This is a genomic window from Pallidibacillus pasinlerensis, assembly GCF_009996845.1.
GTDB classification, from domain to species: Bacteria; Bacillota; Bacilli; order Bacillales; family Caldibacillaceae; genus Pallidibacillus; species Pallidibacillus pasinlerensis.
In genome coordinates this window covers 1-26149 of record NZ_JAACYS010000003.1, presented here as the reverse complement: position 1 = coordinate 26149, position 26149 = coordinate 1, and the positions used below count along the sequence as shown (strand labels likewise).

General features: G+C 32.2%; 30 protein-coding genes and 1 riboswitch. Of the genes, 2 read left to right on the top strand and 28 right to left on the bottom strand.

Annotated features, from left to right (window positions below):
• Positions 1–25: 25 nt before the first annotated feature.
• The 18 genes from GW534_RS01115 to sleB all read right to left on the bottom strand — a co-directional run bounded on the left by GW534_RS01115 (position 26) and on the right by sleB (position 15541).
• Positions 26–814, bottom strand: a complete 789-nt coding sequence (locus tag GW534_RS01115) for a heptaprenyl diphosphate synthase component 1 (RefSeq protein ID WP_161919213.1) — start codon at positions 812–814, stop codon at positions 26–28.
• A 95-nt stretch (positions 815–909) separates the two neighbouring features.
• Positions 910–1137 (bottom strand): trp RNA-binding attenuation protein MtrB, encoded by a 228-nt coding sequence (mtrB, locus tag GW534_RS01110; RefSeq protein WP_161919212.1) that lies wholly within the window; start codon positions 1135–1137, stop codon positions 910–912.
• 282 nt (positions 1138–1419) lie between these two features.
• Positions 1420–1692 carry an HU family DNA-binding protein gene (locus tag GW534_RS01105; RefSeq protein WP_161919211.1) on the bottom strand — a complete coding sequence of 91 codons (273 nt, stop codon included), beginning with the start codon at positions 1690–1692 and terminating at the stop codon, positions 1420–1422.
• Positions 1693–2032: 340 nt separating this feature from the next.
• Entirely contained in the window at positions 2033–3511 is a 1479-nt protein-coding gene (gene spoIVA / locus GW534_RS01100; RefSeq protein WP_161919210.1) for a stage IV sporulation protein A, read from the bottom strand.
• 196 nt (positions 3512–3707) lie between these two features.
• A complete protein-coding gene (locus tag GW534_RS01095) occupies positions 3708–4418 on the bottom strand; it encodes a hypothetical protein (protein ID WP_161919209.1) in 711 nt (236 codons plus the stop codon).
• A gap of 18 nt (positions 4419–4436) precedes the next feature.
• Entirely contained in the window at positions 4437–4640 is a 204-nt protein-coding gene (locus tag GW534_RS01090) for a DUF2768 domain-containing protein (RefSeq protein WP_161919208.1), read from the bottom strand.
• A gap of 364 nt (positions 4641–5004) precedes the next feature.
• A complete protein-coding gene (locus GW534_RS01085; protein WP_161919207.1) occupies positions 5005–6054 on the bottom strand; it encodes an NAD(P)H-dependent glycerol-3-phosphate dehydrogenase in 1050 nt (349 codons plus the stop codon).
• Between the two features lie 16 nt (positions 6055–6070).
• Positions 6071–7381: a ribosome biogenesis GTPase Der gene (gene der, locus GW534_RS01080; protein WP_161919206.1), complete on the bottom strand. Its 1311-nt coding sequence runs from the start codon at positions 7379–7381 to the stop codon at positions 6071–6073.
• 157 nt (positions 7382–7538) lie between these two features.
• A complete protein-coding gene (locus GW534_RS01075; RefSeq protein WP_161919205.1) occupies positions 7539–7724 on the bottom strand; it encodes a capping complex subunit for YIEGIA in 186 nt (61 codons plus the stop codon).
• Positions 7714–8613, bottom strand: a complete 900-nt coding sequence (locus tag GW534_RS01070) for a YIEGIA family protein (RefSeq protein ID WP_161919204.1) — start codon at positions 8611–8613, stop codon at positions 7714–7716. The genes GW534_RS01075 and GW534_RS01070 overlap by 11 nt, the downstream gene beginning before the upstream one ends.
• Entirely contained in the window at positions 8610–9218 is a 609-nt protein-coding gene (locus tag GW534_RS01065) for a YphA family membrane protein (protein ID WP_161919203.1), read from the bottom strand. The genes GW534_RS01070 and GW534_RS01065 overlap by 4 nt, the downstream gene beginning before the upstream one ends.
• A 363-nt stretch (positions 9219–9581) precedes the next feature.
• The gene (gene rpsA, locus GW534_RS01060; protein ID WP_161919202.1) at positions 9582–10736 is read right to left on the bottom strand and encodes a 30S ribosomal protein S1; all 1155 of its coding nucleotides are present in this window, start codon (positions 10734–10736) and stop codon (positions 9582–9584) included.
• 90 nt (positions 10737–10826) lie between these two features.
• A complete protein-coding gene (locus GW534_RS01055) occupies positions 10827–11408 on the bottom strand; it encodes a lysophospholipid acyltransferase family protein (RefSeq protein WP_161919273.1) in 582 nt (193 codons plus the stop codon).
• Position 11409: 1 nt separating this feature from the next.
• Positions 11410–12087, bottom strand: a complete 678-nt coding sequence (gene cmk / locus GW534_RS01050) for a (d)CMP kinase (protein ID WP_161919201.1) — start codon at positions 12085–12087, stop codon at positions 11410–11412.
• Positions 12088–12233: 146 nt separating this feature from the next.
• Complete coding sequence (locus GW534_RS01045) at positions 12234–12413, bottom strand: YpfB family protein (RefSeq protein ID WP_161919200.1); 180 nt, start codon at positions 12411–12413, stop codon at positions 12234–12236.
• 66 nt (positions 12414–12479) lie between these two features.
• Positions 12480–13142, bottom strand: a complete 663-nt coding sequence (locus GW534_RS01040; RefSeq protein ID WP_161919199.1) for a flagellar brake protein — start codon at positions 13140–13142, stop codon at positions 12480–12482.
• 77 nt (positions 13143–13219) lie between these two features.
• Positions 13220–14575, bottom strand: a complete 1356-nt coding sequence (ypeB, locus tag GW534_RS01035; RefSeq protein ID WP_161919198.1) for a germination protein YpeB — start codon at positions 14573–14575, stop codon at positions 13220–13222.
• Between the two features lie 12 nt (positions 14576–14587).
• A complete protein-coding gene (gene sleB, locus GW534_RS01030; RefSeq protein WP_202630785.1) occupies positions 14588–15541 on the bottom strand; it encodes a spore cortex-lytic enzyme in 954 nt (317 codons plus the stop codon).
• A gap of 260 nt (positions 15542–15801) precedes the next feature.
• Here sleB and GW534_RS01025 point away from each other — a divergent pair, with 260 nt between their 5' ends.
• Positions 15802–16416 carry a hypothetical protein gene (locus tag GW534_RS01025; protein WP_161919197.1) on the top strand — a complete coding sequence of 205 codons (615 nt, stop codon included), beginning with the start codon at positions 15802–15804 and terminating at the stop codon, positions 16414–16416.
• 189 nt (positions 16417–16605) lie between these two features.
• Here GW534_RS01025 and prsW read toward each other — a convergent pair whose 3' ends face one another.
• The 9 genes from prsW to GW534_RS16740 form a co-directional block, all read right to left on the bottom strand.
• On the bottom strand, positions 16606–17292 hold the full coding sequence (prsW, locus tag GW534_RS01020; protein WP_161919271.1) for a glutamic-type intramembrane protease PrsW: 687 nt from the start codon (positions 17290–17292) through the stop codon (positions 16606–16608).
• Between the two features lie 83 nt (positions 17293–17375).
• On the bottom strand, positions 17376–18347 hold the full coding sequence (locus GW534_RS01015) for a YpdA family putative bacillithiol disulfide reductase (protein ID WP_161919196.1): 972 nt from the start codon (positions 18345–18347) through the stop codon (positions 17376–17378).
• 142 nt (positions 18348–18489) lie between these two features.
• Positions 18490–19770 (bottom strand): Glu/Leu/Phe/Val family dehydrogenase, encoded by a 1281-nt coding sequence (locus GW534_RS01010; RefSeq protein WP_161919195.1) that lies wholly within the window; start codon positions 19768–19770, stop codon positions 18490–18492.
• Positions 19771–19960: 190 nt separating this feature from the next.
• The gene (locus GW534_RS01005; RefSeq protein ID WP_161919194.1) at positions 19961–20536 is read right to left on the bottom strand and encodes an adaptor protein MecA; all 576 of its coding nucleotides are present in this window, start codon (positions 20534–20536) and stop codon (positions 19961–19963) included.
• Between the two features lie 103 nt (positions 20537–20639).
• A complete protein-coding gene (locus GW534_RS01000) occupies positions 20640–21095 on the bottom strand; it encodes a YpbF family protein (protein WP_246203827.1) in 456 nt (151 codons plus the stop codon).
• A 78-nt stretch (positions 21096–21173) separates the two neighbouring features.
• Positions 21174–21467, bottom strand: a complete 294-nt coding sequence (locus GW534_RS00995) for a hypothetical protein (protein WP_161919192.1) — start codon at positions 21465–21467, stop codon at positions 21174–21176.
• Positions 21468–21498: 31 nt separating this feature from the next.
• Positions 21499–22077, bottom strand: a complete 579-nt coding sequence (locus GW534_RS00990; protein WP_161919191.1) for a CPBP family intramembrane glutamic endopeptidase — start codon at positions 22075–22077, stop codon at positions 21499–21501.
• Entirely contained in the window at positions 22077–23552 is a 1476-nt protein-coding gene (locus GW534_RS00985) for a RecQ family ATP-dependent DNA helicase (RefSeq protein WP_161919190.1), read from the bottom strand. The genes GW534_RS00990 and GW534_RS00985 overlap by 1 nt, the downstream gene beginning before the upstream one ends.
• Positions 23553–23561: 9 nt before the next feature.
• Positions 23562–24623, bottom strand: coding sequence for a helix-turn-helix domain-containing protein (locus GW534_RS16740; protein ID WP_161919189.1), 1062 nt, complete (start codon positions 24621–24623; stop codon positions 23562–23564).
• Positions 24624–24845: 222 nt separating this feature from the next.
• On the opposite strand from GW534_RS16740, the gene GW534_RS00975 reads away from it, so the two are divergent.
• The gene (locus GW534_RS00975) at positions 24846–25094 is read left to right on the top strand and encodes a ferredoxin (protein ID WP_161919188.1); all 249 of its coding nucleotides are present in this window, start codon (positions 24846–24848) and stop codon (positions 25092–25094) included.
• Between the two features lie 101 nt (positions 25095–25195).
• On the opposite strand, the gene GW534_RS00970 is transcribed toward GW534_RS00975, so the two are convergent.
• On the bottom strand, positions 25196–25756 hold the full coding sequence (locus GW534_RS00970) for an ECF transporter S component (RefSeq protein ID WP_161919187.1): 561 nt from the start codon (positions 25754–25756) through the stop codon (positions 25196–25198).
• Positions 25757–25938: 182 nt separating this feature from the next.
• Positions 25939–26084, bottom strand: a riboswitch (FMN riboswitch).
• Positions 26085–26149: the final 65 nt, after the last annotated feature.

Sequence of the window (26149 nt, the reverse complement as noted above, 5' to 3'; positions counted from 1 at the left end):
TAAGTTTGTTCGTACATTTACTAACTTACCTAACAATAGGCGGTTCAAAATTCTTAACAAAAGACGTTTTTATAAATTTATTATAAACCGTTTCATTTTCGATATATTTTGGTAATTGTTCATTTAATTTTTGTATATATTGATTTAATTTATTTTCTGCAAAAAGCTTCGGATCCTCATTCGAAATTTCAATTAAATTATTTTCAATTAAATAGCCAATATATTTTTCTTTATTTTTTAAAATATGATTCGTATGTAACCAATTCGTTGAAATAATTTCATAGTCAGATAATTGATAGTATGATGCCAATTTTTGATATAATACCGTTTCAATTTGTTGCATACTCATCATATAATCATCAAAAGATTTGATTTCGACTTTATATACTCTTATCTTTTGTTCATTAATAATTTTAATTGCACGTGCCAATTGTTTAATTAAATTTATTTCAGGTAAATGGGATAATGTTCGGTAGTATAATCCACTATAGTAATCACCAGCTAAAACGGTTAACTGTTGTTCTTTTAATGTAGTTATATTTGATTTTTTAAAATCCATATCATTTTTAACAAGATCATGGGAATCAAGGGCTACTTGAATAAACATAACAGTCTTCGCAATCGATTCCATTTTTTCTATCGGAAGATTTTTTGCTTTTAAAACGGATAGAAGTAAATATAATTTGTTCGCATCGATATTCGGTATTTGAATATATTTATATAAATAGGAATGATACATATTTTGGTAAATTTTTTCTTGCATTTCTATTACAAATGATTCTTCTAAGTGCACTTGATCACCTTCAAACCCCATAATCTAACCGTAATTTTCCAGACAATATAAACATATTATATCATAAAAATATAATGCTCTTCTTATAAGGAATAAACTTTAGCAAATTCCTATAATTATTCTGAAAATACTTCACCAAATGGCGTTAAAACTTGTGATTTACCACGGATTTTAATTGCTGAAGTATGTTCAGTGAATTGAGCAATCATAACTTCACCTTTATCTAATTTTTCCGAGTGGTGAAAACGCGTATCAGATCCACGAGTTAGTCCGATGACATTAACACCGTTTTCTAATGCTTTTATAACTACAAAATCATTATTATTAGAACGTTTTGTTTCCATTACAATCTTCCTTTATTTCATTTAGTTATTAAAAAGTAAATATTTTCATAAGTTATTTTATGTATATTAAAAATTGATAAATATTATTATAATCTATTACATCTTAGCATACCTATACCAATCGAGCAAAGAAGAAATATTAAAGGATTTAAGAATTCATTATCATATTTTATTCGTTATCTTTACTATAGTTGACATGATTTACTGACGATAACTTGCAAAATAAAAAAAGAAGAGAGTCCATTAATAGACTCTCCATTTTTACATAAAACTTTTATGTAATTATTTAACTGCTTCCTTAAGTGCTTTACCAGGTTTGAATGCTGGCACTTTACTTGCTGGGATTTCAATTTCTTCACCAGTTTGTGGGTTACGACCTTTACGTGCAGCACGGTCGCGAACTTCAAAGTTACCAAAACCAATTAATTGTACTTTTTCACCATTTGCTAAAGCATTTAAAATTGTATCAAAAACAGCATCAACTGCTTTGGAAGCATCTTTTTTAGTAAGTTCAGTAGCGTTAGCAACTGCTTCGATTAATTCTGTTTTGTTCATGCCATTCACCTCCTCCCAAAGAGTGATTATGCAAGTCTTTGCATTGTTTTAGAATTAATAAATGTTCTTATTTCCCTTAATTGGAAGGATTATCAAGAACAATTCTGTTAAAAGATTATCACAATCACCGACGCATAGCAAGAATAAATGTTGAAATTAAGCGGTTTTTTCGAGTTTTTTTCAAAATTTACATCTAACAATTTCAACTTAATTTTATATAAATATTTTTTCCTTTTTTTTCATTATTTAAACATCTTTTCTTTAATAATTCGATTTCTTAGTACATCTTTATTTATTAAGCCAAAAAAGAAAAAGACCCCAATTTTTTGGAGTCTAATTTTTATAATATTATTGCAATCAGTCCGCCTGATCCTTCATTTATGATTCTTTCGAGTGTTTCTTTTAATTTATATCTTGCATTTTCAGGCATTAGTGCCAATTTCGCTTGAATTCCTTCACGGACAATCGAATTTAAATTCCTTCCAAAAATATCTGAATTCCAAATCGATAACGGATCGTCTTCAAAATCTTGCATTAAGTAACGTACGAGTTCTTCACTTTGCTTTTCTGTACCGATAATTGGTGCAAATTCACTTTCAACATCAACTTTAATCATATGAATAGAAGGCGCTACTGCTTTTAAGCGAACACCGAATCTTGAACCTTGGCGGATAATTTCTGGTTCATCAAGACTCATATCTTCAATCGATGGTGCTGCAATACCATATCCTGTTTGCTTAACCATTTTTAAAGCGTCAGCAATTTGATCATATTCCTTTTTCGCATAAGCAAAATCTTGCATTAATTCTAGCAAATGGTCTTTACCACGTATTTCTACACCGACAATTTCTTTAAGCACTTGGTCATATAACTCATCTGGTGCATGAAGATCAATTTCTGCAATTCCTTGCCCCATATCAATACCAGCAAGTCCTGCTCGTTCAATAAAATCAAATTCAGTAAAATTTTGTACAACGCGGTCGACATCTCTTAACCTTTTAATATCCTTTACCGTTTCCTTCACCGCTTCTTGATAACTAGTTCTTAGCCAGTGATCTTCTTTTAGGACCATAACCCAACTTGGTAAATTCACATTCACTTCTAATACAGGGAATTCAAATAATGTTTCCCTTAATACATTGTATACGTCTGCTTCTCTCATGTTTTCTACACTCATTGCAATGACTGGAATATCGTATTTTTCTTGTAGTTCATTTCTTAAGTTTTCAGTATCACGATGAAATGGACGTGTTGAGTTAATGATGATAATAAATGGTTTTCCAACTTCTTTTAACTCTTCAATTACCCGCTCCTCAGCTTCTACATAATCTTCTCGTGGAATCTCACCGATAGTACCATCAGTAGTAATTACAACACCAATTGTGGAATGTTCTTGAATTACTTTTCGCGTACCAATTTCGGCCGCTTCATGAAATGGAATTGGCTCTTCATACCAAGGTGTATTTATCATTCTTGGTCCATTTTCATCTTCGTAGCCCTTTGCACCAGGTACGGTGTATCCTACACAGTCAACAAGGCGAACATTTACATCTAGTCCTTCATCAACATGAACTGTTACAGCCTGATTCGGCACAAATTTTGGTTCTGTAGTCATAATTTGTTTTCCTGCTGCACTTTGTGGCAGTTCATCTTGGGCTCGTGTTCTTTCTGCCTCATGTTCAATATTCGGTAAAACAACTAATTCCATAAACCTTTTAATAAATGTGGATTTACCGGTTCTAACTGCTCCTACGACACCGACATATATATCTCCACCTGTTCGTTCTGCAATGTCTTTAAAAATATCGAACTTTTCCAAAAAATTCCCTCCCGTTCTTCAATAACTGGGATAATTTATCCGTTTTTACTATATTGGACAATACATATTTATGATGTTGTCCATACAACTTATGACTACAATTTATGTTTTTTTACCTCCTTTTTCATTTTCATTTAAAACGAAAAAACCCCTCTCCTACAATATATTTGTAAGATTCAGGGTTATGACTTAATCATTAATTTTTAATAATAAAAACAGGTGCGCCAAAGTCATCAATTATATAAGGTAGTGAATAAGCTGGCACAAATATTGAATCTTCGACTAACAATGAGCGGAGATCTTTGTATTTTTCAACTTGTTCTACGTCTTTTTCCTGTAATATTTGATATATATCTGCACTGTAGTCAACATAAATTTCTCCATCACTCGAGATTATAAATGGTAAATTTTGACCAGAAAAAGGGCTTATTATTACAGGCTCTTGTTCATATCCTAGTTTATTAAAGTCTAGGCTAAATACGTTATCTTGTATAACTTCTTTAAATGGTGGATATTTTTGCATAGACAATCGAATATTTATTTCTCTTATTCTTTCTGCTATTTCCATATCAAAAATTTTCACTGTTGGATTTGTCTCAGGGATTATAATTACGTATTGAAAAACACCACCAGCCTCGTATGCATTAGCGGGGATTTCAGGTAAATATTGTGGAACAAGTTTCGTAAAATCAATTAAATATTTTATGTATTGATCCATTTCTGAGTCTTTATTTTTTATTGGTAAAAGACCATTATTTTCTGATTGATAAGCTTCTACAGCTTCTTGAACCTGTTGGACAGACGTTTCTGCTGGAATTTGCTGTGCAATTCTTTCTTTAGGATATAAGCAACCAGATAAAATACAACTTACAAATATAAGGCTAAAAACCCTAATAATCTGTTTCATTACTAATCTCCTCTTTTCTTAGTCAGGTGTTGGACCAGAGAAAATAAGTAACATCATAATAATCCCTGCATAAATCATCAATCCATAAGCAACGAAGGCTGTAAAGATACGAAAAAATCTCTTTTTAAATTTATAACGGCTCAAATATATAAATACCGCAGATAAAAACATCATTCCCATCGCTATAAATGAAATCCACATTTTCATCATTGCTGGAGACATTATATACTCCCCCTTCATTTCTATATGCTTGTTTGTTCTTGTCTATTTTACCATAATATCTGAAAGTTGTAATGTTTTAGAATTATTGATATCTTAGTGTTTTATAAAAACGCCATTTGATTGAAGTTAATACAAATTATCTTTTGTAAAATATTTTTTTAATATAGTTATCCGAAATAAAAAAAGACCGAGAAAGTGGGGGCACTCACTTCCTTCGGTCATTTTTTGACAATCTACCCATCCCGATTATTTTAATTTCATAGTATATTATGCAAAACATGGTTACTATGTATAATCGAAGGCCTATTTCATCTGTTTTGAACACAAATACTCTTAACAAATATTTTTATATGTGTAAAACAATTTATAATTGCTTATATACTTCTCCTAACATATTAGTTATATCTTCCATCTCATGGGTTTTTCTTCGACTCATTAATTCATCAACTGCTTCTTTAGGTTTTAAGTTTTCAAACAATACTTTATAAAGGATTGAAGAAATTGGCATGGTAACATTATATTTTTCAGCTAGTTGGACAGCAGCCTTAGTTGTTCTAACACCTTCAACGACTTGTCCCATTTCAGCTAATATTTCTTCTAATGATTGACCTTTACCTAACGCATTACCTGTTCGCCAATTTCGCGAATGAACACTTGTACATGTAACAATTAAATCACCAATACCCGTTAAACCTAAAAATGTTAATGGATTTGCACCCATTTTTGTTCCTAATCGGGTTATTTCGGCTAATCCTCTAGTAATTAAAGCTGCCTTCGCATTATCACCATATCCTAATCCATCTGAGATACCGGCTGCTAGGGCAATAATGTTTTTTAAGGCTCCACCAATTTCAACACCAACTATATCTTCATTTGTATAAACACGGAAGTTGTTGTTCATAAATAAATCTTGTACATATTCAGCTGCAGCAATATTTTCCGAGGAAACAGCCACCGTCGTAGGTTGACGTCTAGACACTTCTTCGGCATGGGATGGTCCAGATAATACAACTAAATCTTTCATCAAATCGTCTGGCATTTCTTCCCTGATTATTTCAGATACTCTTTTCAAAGTATCTGGCTCAATCCCTTTACAAACATGAACAAGCGTTTTAGGTGTTTTAATAATCTTGCTAACTTTTTGTACTACTTCTCTTATAGCTTTTGTAGGCACAGCAATAACAATAGTTTCAACATCTTTTAATGCTGTTTGCAAATCTACATAAGCACGAATGTTTTCTTGTAACTGAATACCCGGTAAATAATTTTCATTTGTTTTCAAATTATTTATTTCATTTACTTGTTCTTCATTATATGACCATAAACGAACGTTATGACCATTATCTGCTAAAACGATACCTAATGCGGTTCCCCAACTCCCCGCTCCTAAAACCGTTATATTTTCAAGAGACATAGTTTCACTTCCTCTTTTATTTTCTAGCCCGTGGAATTATTTTAATTGGCGTTCCAACAAAACCGAAAGCTTCTCGAATACGATTTTCTATAAATCGTGCATATGAAAAATGAAGCAACTCAGGTTCATTTACAAATAAAACAAAAGTCGGTGGTTTAACTGACACTTGAGTAATGTAATAAATTTTTAATCTTCTTCCTTTATCGGTTGGAGTTGGATTCATTGCAACTGCATCCATTATTACATCATTTAACACATTTGTTTGAACTCGTAATGCATGGTTTTCGCTTACAGTTTGAATCATCGGTAATAAAGTATGAAGTCGTTTTTTAGTTTTCGCAGAAACAAATACTATAGGAGCATAATCTAAAAATAGAAAATGACTTCTTATTTTTCTTTCAAACTCTTGTAAAGTTTTTTCATCTTTTTCAACTGCATCCCATTTATTTACAACAATAATGACGCCTCTTCCTGCTTCATGGGCATATCCTGCAATTTTCTTATCTTGTTCAATTATTCCCTCTTCTGCATTTATAACAACAAGAACAACATCTGAACGTTCAATTGCTCTTAAAGCACGGAGTACAGAATACTTCTCAGTACTCTCGTATACTTTTCCTTTTTTACGGATACCTGCTGTATCTATAATAACATATTTTTGTCCATCATATGTGTAAGGACTGTCTACCGCATCCCTCGTTGTTCCAGCTATATTACTTACAATAACCCTTTCTTCTCCTAAAATTGCATTAACAAGAGATGATTTACCAACATTCGGTCTTCCAATTAAAGAAAATTGAATAACATCATCTTCATATGCTTTCGTTTCCTTCTTCGGAAAATGTTTCACAACCTCATCTAACATGTCACCTAATCCGATACCATGAGCACCAGAAATTGGGTACGGATCACCAAAACCGAGTGCATAAAAATCATAAATTTGATCACGCATGTCTGGATTATCTACTTTGTTTACAGCTAGAACCACAGGCTTTTTGGAGCGATATAAAATTTTCGCTACCTCTTCATCCGCACTCGTTACTCCATCTCGACCACTAGTTATCATAATAATAACATCTGCCTCATCGATGGCAATTTGTGCTTGTGAGCGTATTTGATCTAAAAACGGTTCATCTCCAATATCGATTCCACCTGTATCAATAATATTAAATTCAGTATTTAACCATTCACCTTTACCATAGATCCTGTCCCTTGTCACACCTGGAACATCCTCTTCGATTGAAATTCGTTCACCGACAATTCTATTAAATATCGTTGATTTTCCTACATTTGGTCTTCCAACAATTGCAACCACAGGTAGAGCCATATGTATACACCTCATTTTCATTAGATTAATCAATAAACTGTCAAATCCATATATAAAAAGAAATAGCTGCCTATAAAGGTAGAGTTCCCTAGACAGCTTTCTTTAACGATCTATCAGCACAATTATATATTTTACCAAATAAATGTACTAATGCCAATTAATGTTTTACTATAATCATAATTTCTTCCGTTAATTTATGAGCTATTCCATCTAATATGGCTTCCAAGTTTGCACCAATTCTATACATCTCAGTCTCATTATCACAATGGAAAACTGCTACACCAGAAGGGGCTTTTTTTGGATTGGTGGTCAATACAGCAAGAATCACCTTCTCAAGCGTCATTGCGATTGCCTCCTTCTTGCTTTTTTCTCTCGGTTGGCATACGAATAGCATTTTCTAATGTTGGTGTATTGCCAATTACTTTAATCGCTTTATCAATATCTCGAATTTGTGGTAAAACAAATATACCGACACGTCCATCTTCTAAGTCTCGTTTCGCTAAAGGTGTTAAGGCAGGCGTACCAGAGTCTTTATAAATTCCAAGAGCTGTTGAAATATCATGTAAAATTGCCTGTCTCTGCCCTAAATTTGCAAGTGTTGTATTGGCATTAAAGTTTTTCGGTGTTAAAATGAACCCCATTCCATATTTCATTATTTCCTCTTGTCTTTCTGGAAGTCCAATATTCATAATGTAAATATTATCAACATACAAACCTTCACCTTCAAAATGTGGTTTAACATATTCAATTTCACAAATATCGCTCAATTTACCTCCATCCATCAACAGCCGAGACAAATATATACAGGCAATTGCAATAATTATTGAAACCCAAAAATCAAATAATATAAATGACAAAGTTGTCGCCATCGATGTAAATATAACTAAGTAATTACGACTTTCGAAAGCGACAGCGATACCTTCGATGTACGTATTACCACGAGATACAAGCTCATACTGATCAAGTTGTTCCAACGTGTTCCTTTCCATATTACGAACCTCACGAAATTGGGAAGCAGCCACCGTTAAAAAGGTAGTTGCTGTAATATTACCTTCAATCAATGATGGAATTGCAATCGAACCAAGAACTGAGGCAATAAACCCTAAAGCTATGTGGATAATCTTCCCATGTAAATATGTTGGATATTGACGGTAGTCTGTTCTTAACATTAATAATCGTGATATTATGCCACACACAATACCGAATAAAACCGGGTATAAATATATGCTCATTTTTGTACTGTTTCTCCTTTTTTCAGTTTTACTTGTCTTTGACTATAATGCGATTGTAAAAATTCGACTCCAGACCAAACAGAAAGCATAAAACAAGTTAATGCACAACTATCAAGTACCGTTAAAGAACCCATCGTATAATTGATATTTAATTTTTTCAATGTAATAAAACTTATACCTTCTGATAAACACATACCAATTGTCGTCCCAAAGATTCGTTCTTTAAAGTTATTAAATAAAACAATGCCTAAGAAAGCGATAACAATACTGTTCATAAAGGGTTGATCAATAAAAAACCATACCGGATCATAAAATGAGACAAACAAACTTGTTGACGATGCCATGGAAATAATTAAAATTCGAATCATCACATAGTGTAAGTTTATAAATGAATTATGGATAAATGCAGTTAAACTTATGATGAAGATGATAAGTAATGCAGTTGTATAAGTGAACTCATAAATTGTTATTTCATAAACAGAAGTGCAAATAATTACGAGTAACCAAAAGGCGATACGGAAACGATAAGAATTTGTCCGACTTAATATAAATGTGACATAAATCCAACTAGACCATGTTAACCAGAAAAATAGAAACCCAGGCATTAACTCTACCTCCTATCGTTTCCATTATGAACAAAAATATGTAATTTCAAACAAAAAGTAATAATTATTCACCTTACTTTCCAATACAAAAAAGAGCTATCTATTTTTAGACAGCTCTAAACATTTATTGATGGCGGACGCTTTCCGCGGGCGTGTCTTGAGCCTCCTCGGACTCGCAAGCTCGCCTGCGGGGTCTCAAAAATCACGCTTGTCCCGCAGGACTTTGAATATGCCTCACTGATTCTGCACCGCAGAAAAAATGTGAAGCATTTTTTCGAGTCGCTGCCACCATCTTATTTCCTAAGTTTTGTTTATAATTTTTACTTTTGTAATTACCTTTTATGAATAATATTATTAAAGGAATTATAAGTTCAATTTCTTTAATTGGTCACCGATCATGTCCCCTAGTTGGAAACCACGGTTTTCTTCTGGTAATTCAATTTTTTCTTCTTCCACTTTCTCTTCAAGTTCTTTCATTGATAAAGACAGACGTTGTTCTTCTTCGTCAATTGATAAAACTTTTACATTAACCGTTTGTCCAACTTCAAGAACTTCATGAGGTGTACCAATATGTTTGTTGGAAATTTGTGAAATATGAACTAAACCTTCAACACCTGGTAACACTTCCACAAAAGCACCAAATGAAACTAAGCGTTTTACTGTTCCTTCGACAACAGAATCAACCGCTAATTTCTCACTTAGATTATGCCATGGTCCAGGTAATGTTTCTTTGATTGATAATGAAATACGTTCTTTTTCAGCATCAACAGCAAGAATTTTCACATCTACTTCATCGCCAACATTTACAACTTCGGAAGGATGGGATACATGTTCAAATGAAAGTTGTGAAATATGAACAAGACCGTCTACTCCACCAATATCAACAAAAGCACCGAAGTCAGTTAAGCGTTGAACAGTTCCTTTTAATACTTCCCCAACTTGTAACTTGCTCAATACTTCTTTTTTCTTTTGTTCTTTCTGTTCTAATTTTACATCCTTATGAGATAGAATTAGACGATTTTTTTCTTTATCTAATTCAACAATTTTAAATTGAAGTGTTTTTCCTTTAAATTCATTTAAATCTTCAACATAACGATCATCTGCTAATGATGCTGGTACAAAACCACGCACACCAACGTTTACAACTAATCCACCTTTAACAACATCACCGATTTCTGCTTCGATGTATTCGTTGTTCTTGAATTTTTCAGCTAATTCTTCCCATGCTTTTTCTGCATCAGCACGGCGTTTTGATAAGATAATTGCATCTTCTTCAACTTTAATTACTAATAAATTTAATTCTTCTCCAACACTAACAACATCTTCAGCTTTTTCTATATGAAGAGGTGATAACTCACTAATTGGTACAATTCCATCCATTTTACTATTTGGGATTTGTACAATTACTTGTTTTTCATCCACCTTTGTAACTTGTCCAGTTACGAAATCCCCTACTTCAAAACTTTGTACTTCTACTTCATTTAGTTCTTGATTTGTATTCTCATTTGTTTCAACCATGCGTATTCCTCCTTAAAATAAAAAACAGTATAATTGCTATTATGAAAAGAGAATCAGTTTCTCTTTTATAAACATTTTCATTTAAGTGAATTATTTATATTGTATCAAAATTTCTTTAATCTGAGTCATAATAAGCTCAGTTGCCTCTTCTAATGATGCTTTATTTTTCTTTAACTCACTGAAATTAATTGGTTTTCCATAGACAATTTTTACTTTACGAAATACTCTATATGGACCTATTATAGCACAAGGAATTACAGTGGCATCAGAACGGAGTGCAAAAAAGCCAACACCAGTTAGTCCTTTACCTAATTCACCCGTTTTACTTCTTGTCCCCTCTGGAAAAATTCCTAAAACCTTGCCTTCTTTTAAAACTTTTAGCCCATTCCGAATAGCTTCCCGATCCGCTTTCCCCCTTTTAATCGGAAAAGCATTTAACTTACGAACTAATTTCCCTAAAATCGGAACGTCAAATAGTTCTTCTTTTGCCATAAAAACTACTGGTCTTTTCATTGTAATTCCAACCAATGGTGGATCGAGATTATCAATGTGATTTGCACATAGAAGGACACTTCCTTCTTTTGGTACATTTTCCAACCCTATAACTTCAATACGATAAAGAATTGACATGAAAAACTTTACTACTCCACGTGCCACTGTATAAAGGTTCATTTTAGCCAATCCTTTCCTGAATGATTGCTAAAATTTTTTCTGCAACTTCATCAATACTTAATGAGGTTGTATCAATTTCAATGGCATCTTCTGCCTTTCTTAATGGCGCTATTTCCCGTTCGGTATCTAATTTATCTCTTGCTGCTATGTCTTTTTTAATTTGTTCTAAATTAGATTCAATACCTTTTTCGATATTTTCACGATGACGACGCTCTGCACGTTCATCAACAGATGCTAATAAAAATATTTTCACTTCTGCATTTGGCATCACATGGGTACCAATATCTCTTCCATCCATAATGACGCCACCCCTTTTACCAATTTCTTGTTGTCTGCGAACCATTTCTTTTCGAACAAGTTCATGTTTTGACACGATTGATACATGTTTTGTTACATCTGGTCGACGAATTTCTTCTGTTACATCAAAACGATCTACATATACTTTTTGTTGCTTTTCTTCATTAACTAATTTTATTTCAGTTTTCTTTAGTAAATCATATAGTTCATTTTGATTTTCTAAATCAACATGTTCACGAAGTGCTTTCCAAGTTAAAGATCGATACATTGCACCGGTATCTACATAAATGTATGAGAGTTTTTGTGCAATAATTTTTGCAACAGTACTTTTACCAGCAGCTGCTGGACCGTCTATTGCTATTGAAATTTTTTTACTAACCATAATTATGTACCTCTTTCAAATTCTATATATCGGGACATATCCCTTAAAATATATTTTATCATAGTTATAACATATAAAAAAAGAGAGTTTCCCATAAAGGAGTTTCTCTCTTCTTTAAACATAAAGATTGTGTAGCATTGCAAAAGTTAAGGTATTTTAAAGGTCTCTAATATTTTTGTGAAATTATCAGCACCTACACCTTCATATTGAATTAACTCTCGCCACTCTGGAAAGAAGTTGTAGTGGTGAAGGAAAATCTGACTAAGCAATAAGAAGATACCTTGTATGAAAACTAATTTAATAATTATTCGCTCTACTCGTTTCATATACTACATCCACACCATACAAGTTTATTTTTATATTAAGTATGGCTGTGAAATTCAAGAAATATACTAAAAAACCCCTAACTCTTTTTGTTTCATTGCAACTTGTGCTTCATAACAAAAACGTATTAAAGTTTGTTCTTCTTGGGAAGATTTATCTAAAAACTGTACTGATACTGTATTTTTAGTAGAGTTAAGTTCTTGTATTCTTACAATTTTACAATTAAATTTTAAATAGTTGTATTCACCATTATTGCGAGGTAAAACAATCCAACAAAATATTTCTTGTCCTTTTTTCAGTTCAATTTGCTTATTAACAATAATAGATGCACCTCCAGCACTAATATCAGAGGTTACCGTAGTAAAGGGAGTAAACTCACCTCGTACTGGGTGAACTGCAACATCTACTGCCCAGTTAATCCGAACAAACTGTCTGCGCTGTATTTTCACAATGTCATTTTCTTTCGGTTTAAACATCATTAATAATGGCATTTTTTCATTTTTCCGTCCCGAAATAAAAGAAATAAATTCATATACCTGACCGTCTTCTTGAACAATAGAGACTTTAACTTGTTCACCATTAGCTAAAAACAATTTTCGATTTGTGTCCACATGGACAGGATAACTAAACGCGATTGTATCGCTATCTATATCCATAATTTTACTTCGATAATTTTGCCATAAATTGTCTTTAAATGCTTCGATCGTTAGCTCTTGACCAACATTGAACATTTTTATCTCCTCGCCCTGTTGCCTAAATTTACTATTATTTATATTATGACATGGAAACTGAAAAAGGAAAAGCCATTTTAGGCTCTTCCTTCAATCACATTATCATATATTGGTTCTGGATTATAAAGTTTTTCTACATATTCTTCCGTACCATCTAAGGCATTAATAAATATGCGATACGTATCATCGCCTAATGTACCGATAAATTCATAACAGAGGACTTCTTCATTTAAATCATTGTCAATAAGTGACATTCGATAATCCATAATGTTTACGTTTTGATTAATTTTTGATCTTGCCTCTTCCACTGATATTTTTGGCTTTGGTAAAGTTCTTTCCTTCTGTTTTCCCAAATACTCTTCTGCAGAAAAACCAATTAGCGAACCATCATCTAAAGCTACTTTTAAGCGAATCGATTCTGGATAAATTAATACATCATCTTGTATTGTAACAAATGTAAAAACACCTGTATTATCATATTGCAGACTTTCATAAAGCTTTAAATTTTCAAACCCATGATCTTTCAAAAACTTTTCCGCTTTAAAACTTCCTTCGTTTAAACTAATTTTTTGTTCGCCAACAGGTCGATTATTTATCACCCAAATTGGATGTCCACCCTTTTTTGTAATGTCTAAATTAAAATCTTTATTTTTTGCTTTTACAGACACACTGTAAAATCCATATTCGGCACCTTCACCATTATCAACGACATTAATTTTCGCATCTTCACCAGCATCTGTATAATTTCTTGCGATTTCTTTCGCTTCTTCTTTCGATATAATTTTCCCTGGTAAACTTTTATAGTTATGATCCTTTTCTTCCATACTGTTAACCATCGGTCCCAAGTTTGTTTCCGAATAACCTTCTACTTTTTTCTCAACAGTTTTAAAGCCATCAATAATCGTATTATCTACCGGCTCTTCCCCTGAAACTAAAATCATTTCAACGTCCATCCATTTTAAATTATCAACTAAAACTGTATTTTGTACTTTTCTTAATTCATCTTGAATCTCAGCTGATTGTTTATAAAGTTCCTTTAATGTGTCATATTCTTCTTGTGTTAACGGATCTTTATCTAAATCCCTCACAGCAGTTTTATAAGTGAATTCACCAATTTGTGCTAAAAATTCTTCTGTTTTGTTAAAGGCCATTAAAGTGAGTGGTAATTGGCCAACTGTATTGTTTGTTTCAGATGCGATTCGCCAAACTTCAGCTAATGTAGGTGATAATGAATTTTTCGAGTTCATCGCTAAAGTTGTACCAATCTTATCATGCAATAAATCAATATTATAAGTAAGCTCATGGAAAGCTCGTTGATAATTGTTTTCAGCATTGATTAACAACGCATTTTTTTCTTTATGCTCTTGATAGCCCCAGACACCGGTTCCTACTAAGCCGACTGCAAGTACACCAATTAAAATATTTCGAATCAATTTTTACACCCCTTATTTACAGAAGATATGTTTTCCGATTTTTTTAATTTGTGGTCGGCTCCAAATCCAAGCATTTGTTGCCGTATCTGGATTAAAGTAGTAAATTGCTTCTCCTGTTGGGTCCCAACCATTTATAGCATCTAACACCGCTTTTTTTGCTTGATCATTAGGAGTCAAATATATTTGACCATCTGCAACAGCAGTAAAAGCCCCAGGTTCAAATATTACACCAGCAATTGTATTAGGAAATGCTGAATTTTCCAGACGGTTTAAAATAACCGCTGCTACAGCTACTTGACCGATATACGGCTCACCTCTTGCTTCGCCATAGACTGCATTTGCCATCAAGTTAATATCATTTTGTGAAAATCCATTAGGAACATGAGTAGCTGTCACTTTTTGTGGTACTGTTTGTCCTTGATTTGTATTTTCAGTATTTGGTCCGGTTGGTTCTTTTGGTTGTTCTTTTGGTTGTTCTTTTGGTTGTTCTTTTGGTTGTCCTTTAGGTTGCTGTTGTTGAGTGTTATTTTGTCCTTTACCTTGATTTTGTGCAGTTTGTTTTTTATTCGGTGCGGACTGTTTATCTAAATCCATTCCCCCATAATGGGTAAATTTATTTCCTTTATTAATGTTTTCTTTTACATGTTGTTCATTATATTTACTAGCCTTTTCTAACATTGCTTTCGTTTTTGATCCCGCTAGTCCATCGATTTCTAAACCAAACTCATATTGAAAGTTTCGTAATGCCCAATACGTTCGCCAGCCAAAAACACCGTCAATTCTTCCATTATAAAATCCTAAATATTGAAGTCGAGATTGTAATTCAAGTACATCATCGCCAACAGCACCCTGCTGAATTACTTGATCAGAAAAAGCGTTCGTTTCCTGTATATAAGTTCCTGAAGACAAAAATAAAGTGCATATAAAGAGTAAACTAATGACTTTCATCCACTTTTTATCAATCATGTTGTTCGTCCCTCCATAGGATGTCTTTTATGTATAGCTAGTTTTTGTAGCTATTGGATTTTTTATACAAAAATATCCGCTTATTGTTTAAAAGAAATGATTGAATTGAACCAGCTGAAGAATTTGAAAATGATTTTGATAATTTTTTTGAAAAAGTTCAAACTATGGATTGACAAAAATAAAAATTTGCGTTATATAATAATCAGAAAGGTCAAATATGGTCAAAGTCAAACTAAATAAATAAAAAGGAGGATTGCTATATGTTTCCATTTTTTAATAAAGACTTTTTCAAACCAATGATAGCTGGTCAAAAAGAATTGGAAATTAAAGCTCCAAACGGTGCTGTTTACAAGTTTTCAACAAACACTCTTGATGACAAAGCATTTGAAGAATATAGAAGAAAATTAGAAGAGGCTGTGAAAAGTAATAATCAGCAAAAATTTGATGAAGTATGGAATGAAATGACCTCACAAAACCAATTACGACCAAGTATTGAACAGGAGTTTCGCAAATTTCATGATGAAATGCAAAAATTTTTCCAAGAAACAAGTTCGTTATTTGGAAACCGTCCTTCACTATTTAACAATCTACTTGAACCTCAACTTCTTACCGAAAGTTCCATAGACAAACAAATTGAACAATACAAACAAAAGATTAAAGAGTTAGAACATAGGAAAAGAAATATTAATAAAGAACAAGAAAAAGCACAACTACAAGCTGAAATCTCGAAAAACAAACAATTGTTAGATGAAAAGTTAAATCAATTTGCGGAAAATCTAGATAATGAAGAAATGAAGAAAAAATTATCAGATGAAATGACGAAGGTTAATAGGAAGATTAAAGAGTTGGAAAAAAAATTAAAAAGTTTAGAATAAAAAACTGAACTTAAATTAGTCTCCTGTATTTAAATACGGTGGCGGACGCTTTCCGCCGGCACGGCCTCAGCCTCCTCGTTACTACGTTCCTGTGGGGTCTTCGGCTCGTGCTAGTCCGGCTGGAGTCGCCGCCACCTTTATTTTTAAAATTTTTTGTTTTAATTTTTTTTCTGTTCTTCTTTGATAAAACTAATATTTTTGAATAGTTGATTGTTCATCTGTATATTTTATTACATATTCATGTTTTGCTTTTTTTACTTTACGAAGTGCTAGCCACCAAAGAAATATCATAAACGGTACGATAATATAAAACCATTTTTTTTCTATTAATAATATATAATCATAAATTCCATGAAAAAGAAATGGAATGAAAAGCGAACAATAAATCCACCTATTTTTCAATTCAGGACTCGAGAATTTTGATTTTCCCAAATAATACCCCATAATCACACCAAATAAGGCATGGCTTGATACTGGTAAAAATGCTCTTCCAATTGCATACTCTATACCGTGGCCGATCAAATATAAAATATTCTCTAATGTTGCATAACCTAGAGACAATGATACTCCATATACAATGCCATCATAATGTTCATCAAATTCATTAGATTGATAGATAGCAAAATATAAAATAAACCATTTAAAAAATTCTTCTAACAAACTTGCAGATAAAAATGCTTTCAAAAAACTTGATGAGAACACTTCTTCTACATCAATGACATATTGAATAAACATGATGGGGAATACTAAACTAACACCTAAGAAAAAGGTGCGGAAAACATGTAATAATGGTTCTTTTTCATATTCATCTTTTAAATAAAAATAACTAAGTAGTGCAAATCCCGGCGCTACCCCAGCCGATATGATGGCGAACATGATTAACCCCATTTCTTATCAGTTTAATTTAATCGTATCATGGAAATATGCCTATGAAAATATATTTTATTAATATTTAATAATTATCGTTCCATGCGCTTTTTAATTTCGTTAGCAATTAAATCTCCATGAAATCGGCCATTTTCAATAAATATTTCATTTGCGTTGTTTCCTGCTGCTATAACCCCTGCGATAAAGACACCACTTACATTTGTTTCCATCGTTTCATCATTAAAAGTTGGTCGACCTGTTTCATCATTAATTCCTACGCCGATTTGTTTTAAGAAACCATGATCTGGATGATAACCCGTCATTGCAAAAACGAAATCATTTTTAATTTCTTTTGTTTCTCCATCAACCTCGTATATAACTGAATGCTCTGTTATTTCTTTCACATGAGCATTAAATACCATTTCAACTTTCTTATTGCGTACTAATGATAAAAATTCTGGTAACACCCAAGGTTTAATATGATTTGAATATTCACTTCCACGATACAATACTGTTACTCGTGCACCAGCTTTGTTCAATTCTATCGCTGCATCAACACTTGAATTTTTACCACCAATTACAACTACATCGGTATTAAAAAAAGGATGTGCTTCTTTAAAGTAATGGAATACTTTTGGTAAGTCTTCACCTGGTACATTCATGTAATTTGGATTATCATAATATCCGGTTGCAATAATTACGTATTTTGCTTCATATTGATCCTTTGAAGTCTTTATTATAAATTTGCATTCATCTATTTTGTTAATTTCTAATACTTTTTCATATGTATTTACACGAATGTCTTTTAGTTCGGCAACACCACGATAATACGCTAAAGCTTGATTTCTCGTAGGTTTAAGATTTTCCGTTATAAATGGTACATTGCCAATTTCAAGACGCTCACTAGAACTGAAAAACGTTTGATGTGTTGGAAAACGATACAATGCTTCAACAATATTTCCTTTTTCAATAACTAACGGATTAATTCCAACGTTTTGTAATGAAATAGCAGCAGCTAAGCCACAAGGACCGCCACCCACAATGATACAATCTTCATATTGCATCTTTTGTATACCTCCTATGTAAACAACAATTATATAAAAAAAGGTCACACCTTGTCACAATTATACAACATCTAGCTATTAACGTTAATAGATAACTAGACATTGTCTATTGTGCGGTCTGACCTTATTTATTAGTTAAATTTTATACCCAACCTCTGAAACGACATGCTTCTGCCATATTTCTAACACCCGCCATATAGGCAGCTAAACGCATATCAATTTTTCTTGTCTTTGCTGTATTATATATATTCTCGAAGGAACGGACCATAATATCTTCTAATTTTTCCGCTACTTCTTCTTCTGACCAATAGTAACCTTGATTGTTTTGTACCCATTCAAAATATGAAACTGTTACTCCACCTGCTGAAGCAAGTACGTCCGGCACAATTAACTTTCCGAGTTCAGTTAAAATTGCTGTTGCTTCCGCCGTTGTCGGACCATTAGCAGCCTCAACTATAATATCCGCTTTAATATTGTGAGCATTTTCTTTTGTAATTTGATTACCAATCGCAGCCGGTACTAAAATATCACAATCTAATTCTAATAATTCTTTATTTGTAATTGTATTATTAAATAGATTTGTAACTGTACCAAAACTATCACGACGATCTAATAAGTAATCAATATCTAAACCATCCGGATCATATAATGCGCCATACGCATCAGAAATCCCAATAACTTTTGCTCCTGCATCGTGCATAAACTTTGATAAATAGCCACCTGCATTACCAAAGCCTTGTACAACTACTCTAGCACCTTTTAAGTCTATGCCACGCTTTTTCGCTGCTTCGCGAATACAAATTGTAACTCCTTTGGCTGTTGCCGACTCACGTCCATGTGAACCCCCTAATACAAGCGGTTTCCCTGTAATAAAGCCTGGCGAATTAAATTGGTCAATTTTACTATACTCATCCATCATCCATGCCATTATTTGTGAGTTAGTAAAAACGTCTGGTGCTGGTATATCTTTTGTTGGTCCTACAATTTGGCTGACAGCGCGTACATATCCTCTACTTAATGCTTCTAATTCACGGATTGACATTGTTCTAGGATCACAAATAATTGCGCCTTTTCCTCCACCGTATGGGACGTTGACTATACCACATTTTAAACTCATCCAAATTGCTAATGCTTGAATTTCTCTTTCGGTAACATTTGGATGGAAACGAATTCCACCTTTAGTAGGTCCAACTGAATCGTTATGTTGAACACGATAACCAGTAAAAACCTTTACTTTCCCATCATCCATGCGAACAGGAATTTTTACTATAAGTGTCCGCATTGGTTCTTTTAATAACTCGTAAACTTCTTCGGAGTATCCTAGTTTTTCTAATGCTTCATGAATTATTTTTTGAGTGGACGTTAAAATATCATCGTTTTTCACATCTTTTGTAATATTTTCAGTACCCTTTTGGGTGGTCATTTGTAAACCTCCTAATTACGATAGCATCCTTCTTCAACATTAGTATACACTGAAAATTTTTTATTGCAAGGAAAATGAAAGCGACTTCAAAAAACAAATTTAAAATAGTTATATTTTAATAGTTTTAACTCAAATATATTAATTATATCTTGTAATTTTTAGTAGAAAAAATAAGCTCGTCACAACGAGCTCATGCTGTTAAAAAATATTTGTTTATTATATCGACCGCAAAACTTTTAATAATCTCAGTTCCATATTCCATTAGAAAAGTAACGGACAAATTTGATGAAAATCCATATTCTGAAATAATCGTTCTTACTTTTAGAAAAGTATTTTCTTCATCTTGAGGAATTATTAAAAAATATTCATCATTATAACTAAATAATGTACCGCCTTTATATAAGTATGATACACGTCTAGCAAATTGAATCACATGCTCGATATCAATAAAACGATAACAAGTAGCTTGTTCAGTCTCAATACTATATTCAATATTATCTTCATCATCAACAAACAATCCATCATCCGTATATAACGTAAATAAAAGGACCATTTCTCGTTGGTTTACTGTTAATATATCAATAAGTAGTGTAGTAACTACACTAAAATCAAACTCGTCATATACTTCATTTACCATATCAAAATATAGTTCATGCCATTTTAATGAATTTTTTTCAACGTCCTCTTTTGTGAGACCACGTTCTGTCAATTCTTCTATTGACAAAAAAAGTTTGATCTGATTTTCCCCAATCCGCTCTAATCGCATATATTTGGCCTCCTGACTGTTGAAACTTCTCATAACATGTTATGAAAATAAAGTAGTAATGGTTCACAGTTGGAGACCATAAAGTTTTAAATTTTAATCATTTTTATTTGTTTTCATGATACAAGTTTATGTCATATTGTTTCTTCATCATTTCAAAAACAATATGTCGTTTATCCCATGCTTCACCTTTCCATAAATCAGGTGCTTTATCGATAATTTCACAGCGAAGGGCATGATATTCCTTTTCATATTTATCGACTTTCTTCTTTAAAACGGTTAAATAGCCATATAAACTAAATGAAACAACGATAAAATATACATTATATGAATTAGATAAAAATGCAGAAAATATCATTGATGCGGAGTATGAGTATGGCATATAAATTTTTGTGTAAAGAAAAATCCCATAAAAAGTAAAACTTAAAATTGTTAGCCATAAAAAGATTAAATGTCTTTTTTCAAATTTATCGAATTTCCGTTTTCTTTTCACAACATTTTGTAACATTTGTTTCGTAGCTTCGTCCGTCCAGTTATCTAAATTTTTTATATGCTCGTCCAAATTAATCAGCCCCCCATACATCAATTTATATATTAAACATATGGGCTTGCTTTCGGACATATTCTAACAAAATATCTATTATTCAAATTCAACTTGGTCGAAATAATCATTTTTCTGATTTTTAAATACTGGATTAGAATCAGCATTAAATAAATGATAAAAATAGAAAATACCAATAATGACCGGTAACATCAAAAATAAAATGACTAAAAGTTTAATAATTGGATATTTTATTTTAGACTTTTTCTTCTTTTTATTCTTCCTTTTATGATATTCACTTCTAAGTGGTAAATTTGATGTAAAATCTATCTCATCTATAGTCTCATTCTTTACTACTTCTCTCAGCTTTTCTGCTTGGTCTTGGTTGTTCATCGGTCTACCCCCTATTCCTGTTTAGCGTGTTTTAATTGCCACTTTTATAATAAATTAGTAAACCTAGCAAACTATCAATAACAAAATGCATCATAAATGTGGCGGCTAAATTTCCTGTATACTCATAAATGTACCCAATAAAGAAACTAAGTAACACGACATATGTCAATAAAAATTTGTTTGCTAGATAGCGAAAATGAACAATTGCAAAAATAAGACTTGCAGCTACGAGTCCGAATTTCGTTTGAATTACACCTCGAAATAATAACTCTTCACAAAAAGCAACTAACAAGGTAATCCAAATTATTTGCCAAAATCCACGGTTTGTAAAAAGTCGTTCATTAATTCCTCCATCATCGAAGTATGATTCGGGTAAAATTTTCATTAGTAATAAATCTAATAAAACAACAATTAAACCTGCTCCACTACCGATGAACAATACTTGCCCTATTTTTTCAAAACGAAAAAGGGTAAATAAATCCGAAAAAGAAGTGAAGAGAAAAGGAGTTAACGATAGAGCAGTAACTAAAATAATCCCTTGGGATAAATAAAAGTTTATCATTAATTCACGATCACTTAATTGATCAATTATTTCTTTTTGTTTTCTCATTATTTTAACTCCTCAATTTGAAAAATTGATTTGAGTCTATCCCTCCACATCCAAGTTTTTTCACTTAATTTTAACTTTTCTTGTTTTTTAAACCGGGTAAAATCAATTCCACAAAAATCACAACAGTTTGAAACCCTTTTAGTTTCCTCTTGTTCAAAAATGTGTAGTATATTCTTCCTGCGACAACCGTTTGTTAGTATCCAGTTTATAAGTTCTTGTAATTTTTCTTTTTTTATTTGCAATCGAGTTTTTACAAAAGATTTCATTGTCGATTGGAATTCATGCACACCATTACTTGACTCATAATATTTCCATAATATACGCCAATGAACTTCTGAGTAACCAGGATACGGTTGATTTCTCGAAAAATCATTCGTTTTGTTACTAGACCGTACCAAATCCGTAAAGACATCAATATGAGTATCATTAGGTAATTCATTTTCAAGTAATTGTTGCTGTAAGAAAAAATCGTCTTCGGAATACAACATTATGGCGATACTTTCGTTACCATCTCTACCAGCCCTACCAATTTCTTGTAAATAGGACTCGATATTTAGTGGTGGATGAAAATGAATGACATATCTTACATTTTCTTTGTTTACTCCCATACCAAAGGCACTAGTTGCACACATTACATCAATTTGATTGTATAAAAATTGTTGTTGAAGTAGTATTCTCATTTCTTGGTCAAGACCTGCATGATAAGAGGCGACTTTACATAACCCTTTCTCATTAAGTAATTGGGCAACCTCATCTGCCTTCTTTTTACTAGAAAAATAAATAATTCCTGGGCCTTGTAATTTATCTACTAATTCTATTAATCGTTGTAACTTTTCTGGATAGTCTCGTATTTTTTCAACTTGAATGGAAATGTTCGGTCGATCCATGGAAAAAATATATTCTTTAGCATCTTCCATAAATAAATATTTTTTAATATCTTTACGAACATCGAATTTTGCCGTTGCTGTTAAAGCAAGTGTCACTGGGTTCCCTAGTTTCTTACGGACATTACCAAGCTCTAAATAATCTGGGCGAAAATCATATCCCCATTGAGAAATACAATGGGCTTCATCAATAACTAGGAGAGAAATTTTTACCTTTTGAAAGATCGAAGCAATTTGTTCGTTTTGCAACATTTCAGGTGAAATATATATAAATTTATAGTTTTCGATATTGTTTAACACGAAGTTACGTTCTTCAAATGTTAGAAAGGAATTGATCGCAACTACTCTTTTTTCACCTTTTAACTTCATTTGTTCAACTTGATCTTGCATTAAGGAGAGTAATGGAGAAATAATTAATATGATTCCATCTAAAATATAACCGGGTAACTGGTAACATAAAGACTTTCCGGTTCCAGTTGGTAATAATGCAAGTGTATTTTTGTTTTCCAATATCGATTGAATAATCTCTTTTTGACCTGTACGAAATGCTTTAAACGAAAAATGTTTTTGTAAAATTTGTTCTAGATTCATTTTCTTCACCTATTTCTGTTCGGTCCATTTTGATAAAACTAAACGAATTGCAAAATAATCTGCATCAGGCACTGCTTCTTTAATCCGTTTTAATTTCCTTGTATTTAATGTATTTATAGCCGAACGAATCTTATCTTGCATGGACGGTGTGACAAATTGATCGATGGAAAATTTTTCGTCCATTAAAGCTATTTCAACAATATGATCTTCAATTGTACTTACCTTTAAGTTTCGTATCCGTGCAATTTCTATTATCGATTTGTTCATACTTAATAAATTTAAAGTTTTTCTCGTTGAATCAGTAAAAACAATTTCCTGTTGTTCATTTTTAATAATTGAGTAAAGTAATGGATAGTCACTACGAAAATCTGAAATCGACTTAATCATAAAATGAAGGAAATTACGAAAAATTATTAAATAATAATACTCATCAATTTTATACTGTTGTGCAATTTGCGAAATAGTTAATCCCGGATTTTCATAGCCAGATAAACGAGCAACGAAAAGTTCAGGATTTTCTTTTTTACTTTCCGCATAAGATAAAAGATGTTCTATCTCAAAATAAAGCTTCTTCGTCAATGTTTGTTTATCATATGTTGTATTCCAATCAAATAACCATCGTTTAACCCATCTTTGTGTATAATAATCACGTTGGACTGGCATAAACTTCCCTTCACCATTTGCCCAATTCGAAACAATTTGAACGATAAGACTAAGTCTTTGCCAAAACTTTTTATCTATATGTTGAAAATTCCAACCATCTAAACTTTTAGGAATTGGTTGCTTTTCAATGTAGTTAGATAACTTTTCTTCACCAGCAGTTGTAATTTGGCATGTTTTTTCATTAATTTCAACAAGCTTGTGTTTTACTAAAAAGTTAATGTGTTCTTGAAATAATTCCTTCTTTAATTCTGGATATATTGAAAAAACATGTTTTAAAGAGAACCAAACCGCATCTTGAACAGTTTGTGCTGACTTCTTCCCTTGTAATAAATAATATACTGCGTTCGTTGAACGTTCTCCTTTAAAACAAGAAATACAATATAAAATAATAACAGTTAAAAAGTTCACAACATATCACCTAAGTTTATTTTATCATGAATTTATAAAAGTTTATCATACAAATAATTTCATTAGTGTTTGTCTATTTTGTTAAATTTATGATTATACGTCCTTAGAAGACCTCATTTCTGTTGAAAAGTATACTTATTAGACTTAAAATAATAATGTTATGCAATATTTTAGACTTTTTTCCAATCAAACACCTAGAATAAACTATTGGAGGTAACGTTAATGCCAAAATATACAATAGTAGATAAAGAAACTTGTATCGCATGTGGTGCATGTGGTGCTACAGCTCCAGATATTTTTGACTATGATGACGAAGGCATTGCCTATTGTATTTTAGATAATAATACTGGAACTGCGGAAATCCCTGAAATATTAGAGGAAGATATGATGGACGCTTTTGATGGTTGTCCTACAGAGTCGATTCGTGTAAGTGACGAACCTTTCGATGGAGATCCAGACAAGTTTGAATAGTTTACTTAAATATGATGAGTAACTTAAATATTTATATGTATTCTACTAGAATAAAAGGCTTTCCGATGAGATTTCACCCATCGGAAAGCCTTTTTATCAAATTAAAATGCTTGGCGCATTTTTGCAATTCGATCTTGCATTTTGCTATAAAGTACATAGAATACAATCGAAATCATAATACATTTAATTAAATTAAATGGCGCTACTGCAATTACAACCATTAATTTCGGAACTTCAAATCCCATGAATATACTATACATTGGGAAGAATACGAAATAGTTAAGTACACTCATTCCTAGTGTAGTAATAATTGTTGCAACTGTTAATCCTGTAATAACACCTTTTTTCGATTGTACCTTTTTGTAAGCATAATAAGTTGGTAAAACGAATAATAATCCAGTTGTGAAATTCGCGATATGACCAACCGGTACACCTGTTTCTGAACCTGTTGAGATTACGTCAAGGATATTTTTAATTAACTCAATAAGTATACCTGCAACAGGTCCCATAATGATAGCACCAACAAGGGCTGGTACATCACTAAAGTCAATTTTTAGCCAAGTCGGGAACATTGGCAACGGGAAGTTAAGTAACATTAATACATAGGCAATGGCACTTAACATTCCAATTGCTACAAAAGCTTTTACTCCTAATTTTTTCATTTTTCCTCTCTCCTTTTTGATTCATCGTAAGAAGAGGGAGACTTGGTTTCGATCATACTTGTATAATTTGCCAAAAAATAAACCCGAAGAAATATTTTCTTCGGGGAGAATTTAAGGTATGACAAATAAATATAGTACACCTATATCAAAATAAAGATAGGTATTACCACATAAATCGAAACCTCCATCTTCTCCCATCCAGACTTTACTGTCGGCTTTGGAATCTCACCAAATCCTGCCTTTATCTTTCAAAAGGCTCGCGGGCTTAAAGGAACATATTTTCCTTAATACCGCCGGTCGGGAATTTCACCCTGCCCCGAAGATGAACCTTTATTTTATTTTCATTTTTATATTACAATATAAAAATTTATATGTAAAGTTATTTGACTTAAG

What these genes read in the sequence shown, in the direction of transcription:
- GW534_RS01105 (WP_161919211.1), bottom strand. Translation starts at nt 1,692, where the DNA reads ATGAACAAAACAGAATTAATCGAAGCAGTTGCTAACGCTACTGAACTT.
- GW534_RS00975 (WP_161919188.1), top strand. Translation starts at nt 24,846, where the DNA reads ATGCCAAAATATACAATAGTAGATAAAGAAACTTGTATCGCATGTGGT.
- GW534_RS00995 (WP_161919192.1), bottom strand. Translation starts at nt 21,467, where the DNA reads ATGAACAACCAAGACCAAGCAGAAAAGCTGAGAGAAGTAGTAAAGAAT.
- GW534_RS00990 (WP_161919191.1), bottom strand. Translation starts at nt 22,077, where the DNA reads ATGAGAAAACAAAAAGAAATAATTGATCAATTAAGTGATCGTGAATTA.
- GW534_RS01045 (WP_161919200.1), bottom strand. Translation starts at nt 12,413, where the DNA reads ATGAAACGAGTAGAGCGAATAATTATTAAATTAGTTTTCATACAAGGT.
- cmk (WP_161919201.1), bottom strand. Translation starts at nt 12,087, where the DNA reads ATGGTTAGTAAAAAAATTTCAATAGCAATAGACGGTCCAGCAGCTGCT.
- GW534_RS01010 (WP_161919195.1), bottom strand. Translation starts at nt 19,770, where the DNA reads ATGACCACCCAAAAGGGTACTGAAAATATTACAAAAGATGTGAAAAAC.
- rpsA (WP_161919202.1), bottom strand. Translation starts at nt 10,736, where the DNA reads ATGGTTGAAACAAATGAGAATACAAATCAAGAACTAAATGAAGTAGAA.
- GW534_RS01070 (WP_161919204.1), bottom strand. Translation starts at nt 8,613, where the DNA reads ATGAGCATATATTTATACCCGGTTTTATTCGGTATTGTGTGTGGCATA.
- GW534_RS01065 (WP_161919203.1), bottom strand. Translation starts at nt 9,218, where the DNA reads ATGCCTGGGTTTCTATTTTTCTGGTTAACATGGTCTAGTTGGATTTAT.
- GW534_RS01055 (WP_161919273.1), bottom strand. Translation starts at nt 11,408, where the DNA reads ATGAACCTTTATACAGTGGCACGTGGAGTAGTAAAGTTTTTCATGTCA.
- GW534_RS01090 (WP_161919208.1), bottom strand. Translation starts at nt 4,640, where the DNA reads ATGTCTCCAGCAATGATGAAAATGTGGATTTCATTTATAGCGATGGGA.
- GW534_RS00970 (WP_161919187.1), bottom strand. Translation starts at nt 25,756, where the DNA reads ATGAAAAAATTAGGAGTAAAAGCTTTTGTAGCAATTGGAATGTTAAGT.
- GW534_RS01040 (WP_161919199.1), bottom strand. Translation starts at nt 13,142, where the DNA reads ATGTTCAATGTTGGTCAAGAGCTAACGATCGAAGCATTTAAAGACAAT.
- mtrB (WP_161919212.1), bottom strand. Translation starts at nt 1,137, where the DNA reads ATGGAAACAAAACGTTCTAATAATAATGATTTTGTAGTTATAAAAGCA.
- GW534_RS01075 (WP_161919205.1), bottom strand. Translation starts at nt 7,724, where the DNA reads ATGACGCTTGAGAAGGTGATTCTTGCTGTATTGACCACCAATCCAAAA.
- GW534_RS01095 (WP_161919209.1), bottom strand. Translation starts at nt 4,418, where the DNA reads ATGAAACAGATTATTAGGGTTTTTAGCCTTATATTTGTAAGTTGTATT.
- sleB (WP_202630785.1), bottom strand. Translation starts at nt 15,541, where the DNA reads ATGATTGATAAAAAGTGGATGAAAGTCATTAGTTTACTCTTTATATGC.
- GW534_RS00985 (WP_161919190.1), bottom strand. Translation starts at nt 23,552, where the DNA reads ATGAATCTAGAACAAATTTTACAAAAACATTTTTCGTTTAAAGCATTT.
- GW534_RS01005 (WP_161919194.1), bottom strand. Translation starts at nt 20,536, where the DNA reads ATGCGATTAGAGCGGATTGGGGAAAATCAGATCAAACTTTTTTTGTCA.
- GW534_RS01115 (WP_161919213.1), bottom strand. Translation starts at nt 814, where the DNA reads ATGGGGTTTGAAGGTGATCAAGTGCACTTAGAAGAATCATTTGTAATA.
- GW534_RS01085 (WP_161919207.1), bottom strand. Translation starts at nt 6,054, where the DNA reads ATGTCTCTTGAAAATATAACGGTTTTAGGAGCGGGGAGTTGGGGAACC.
- GW534_RS01015 (WP_161919196.1), bottom strand. Translation starts at nt 18,347, where the DNA reads ATGCAATATGAAGATTGTATCATTGTGGGTGGCGGTCCTTGTGGCTTA.
- prsW (WP_161919271.1), bottom strand. Translation starts at nt 17,292, where the DNA reads ATGTTCGCCATCATATCGGCTGGGGTAGCGCCGGGATTTGCACTACTT.
- GW534_RS01025 (WP_161919197.1), top strand. Translation starts at nt 15,802, where the DNA reads ATGTTTCCATTTTTTAATAAAGACTTTTTCAAACCAATGATAGCTGGT.
- der (WP_161919206.1), bottom strand. Translation starts at nt 7,381, where the DNA reads ATGGCTCTACCTGTGGTTGCAATTGTTGGAAGACCAAATGTAGGAAAA.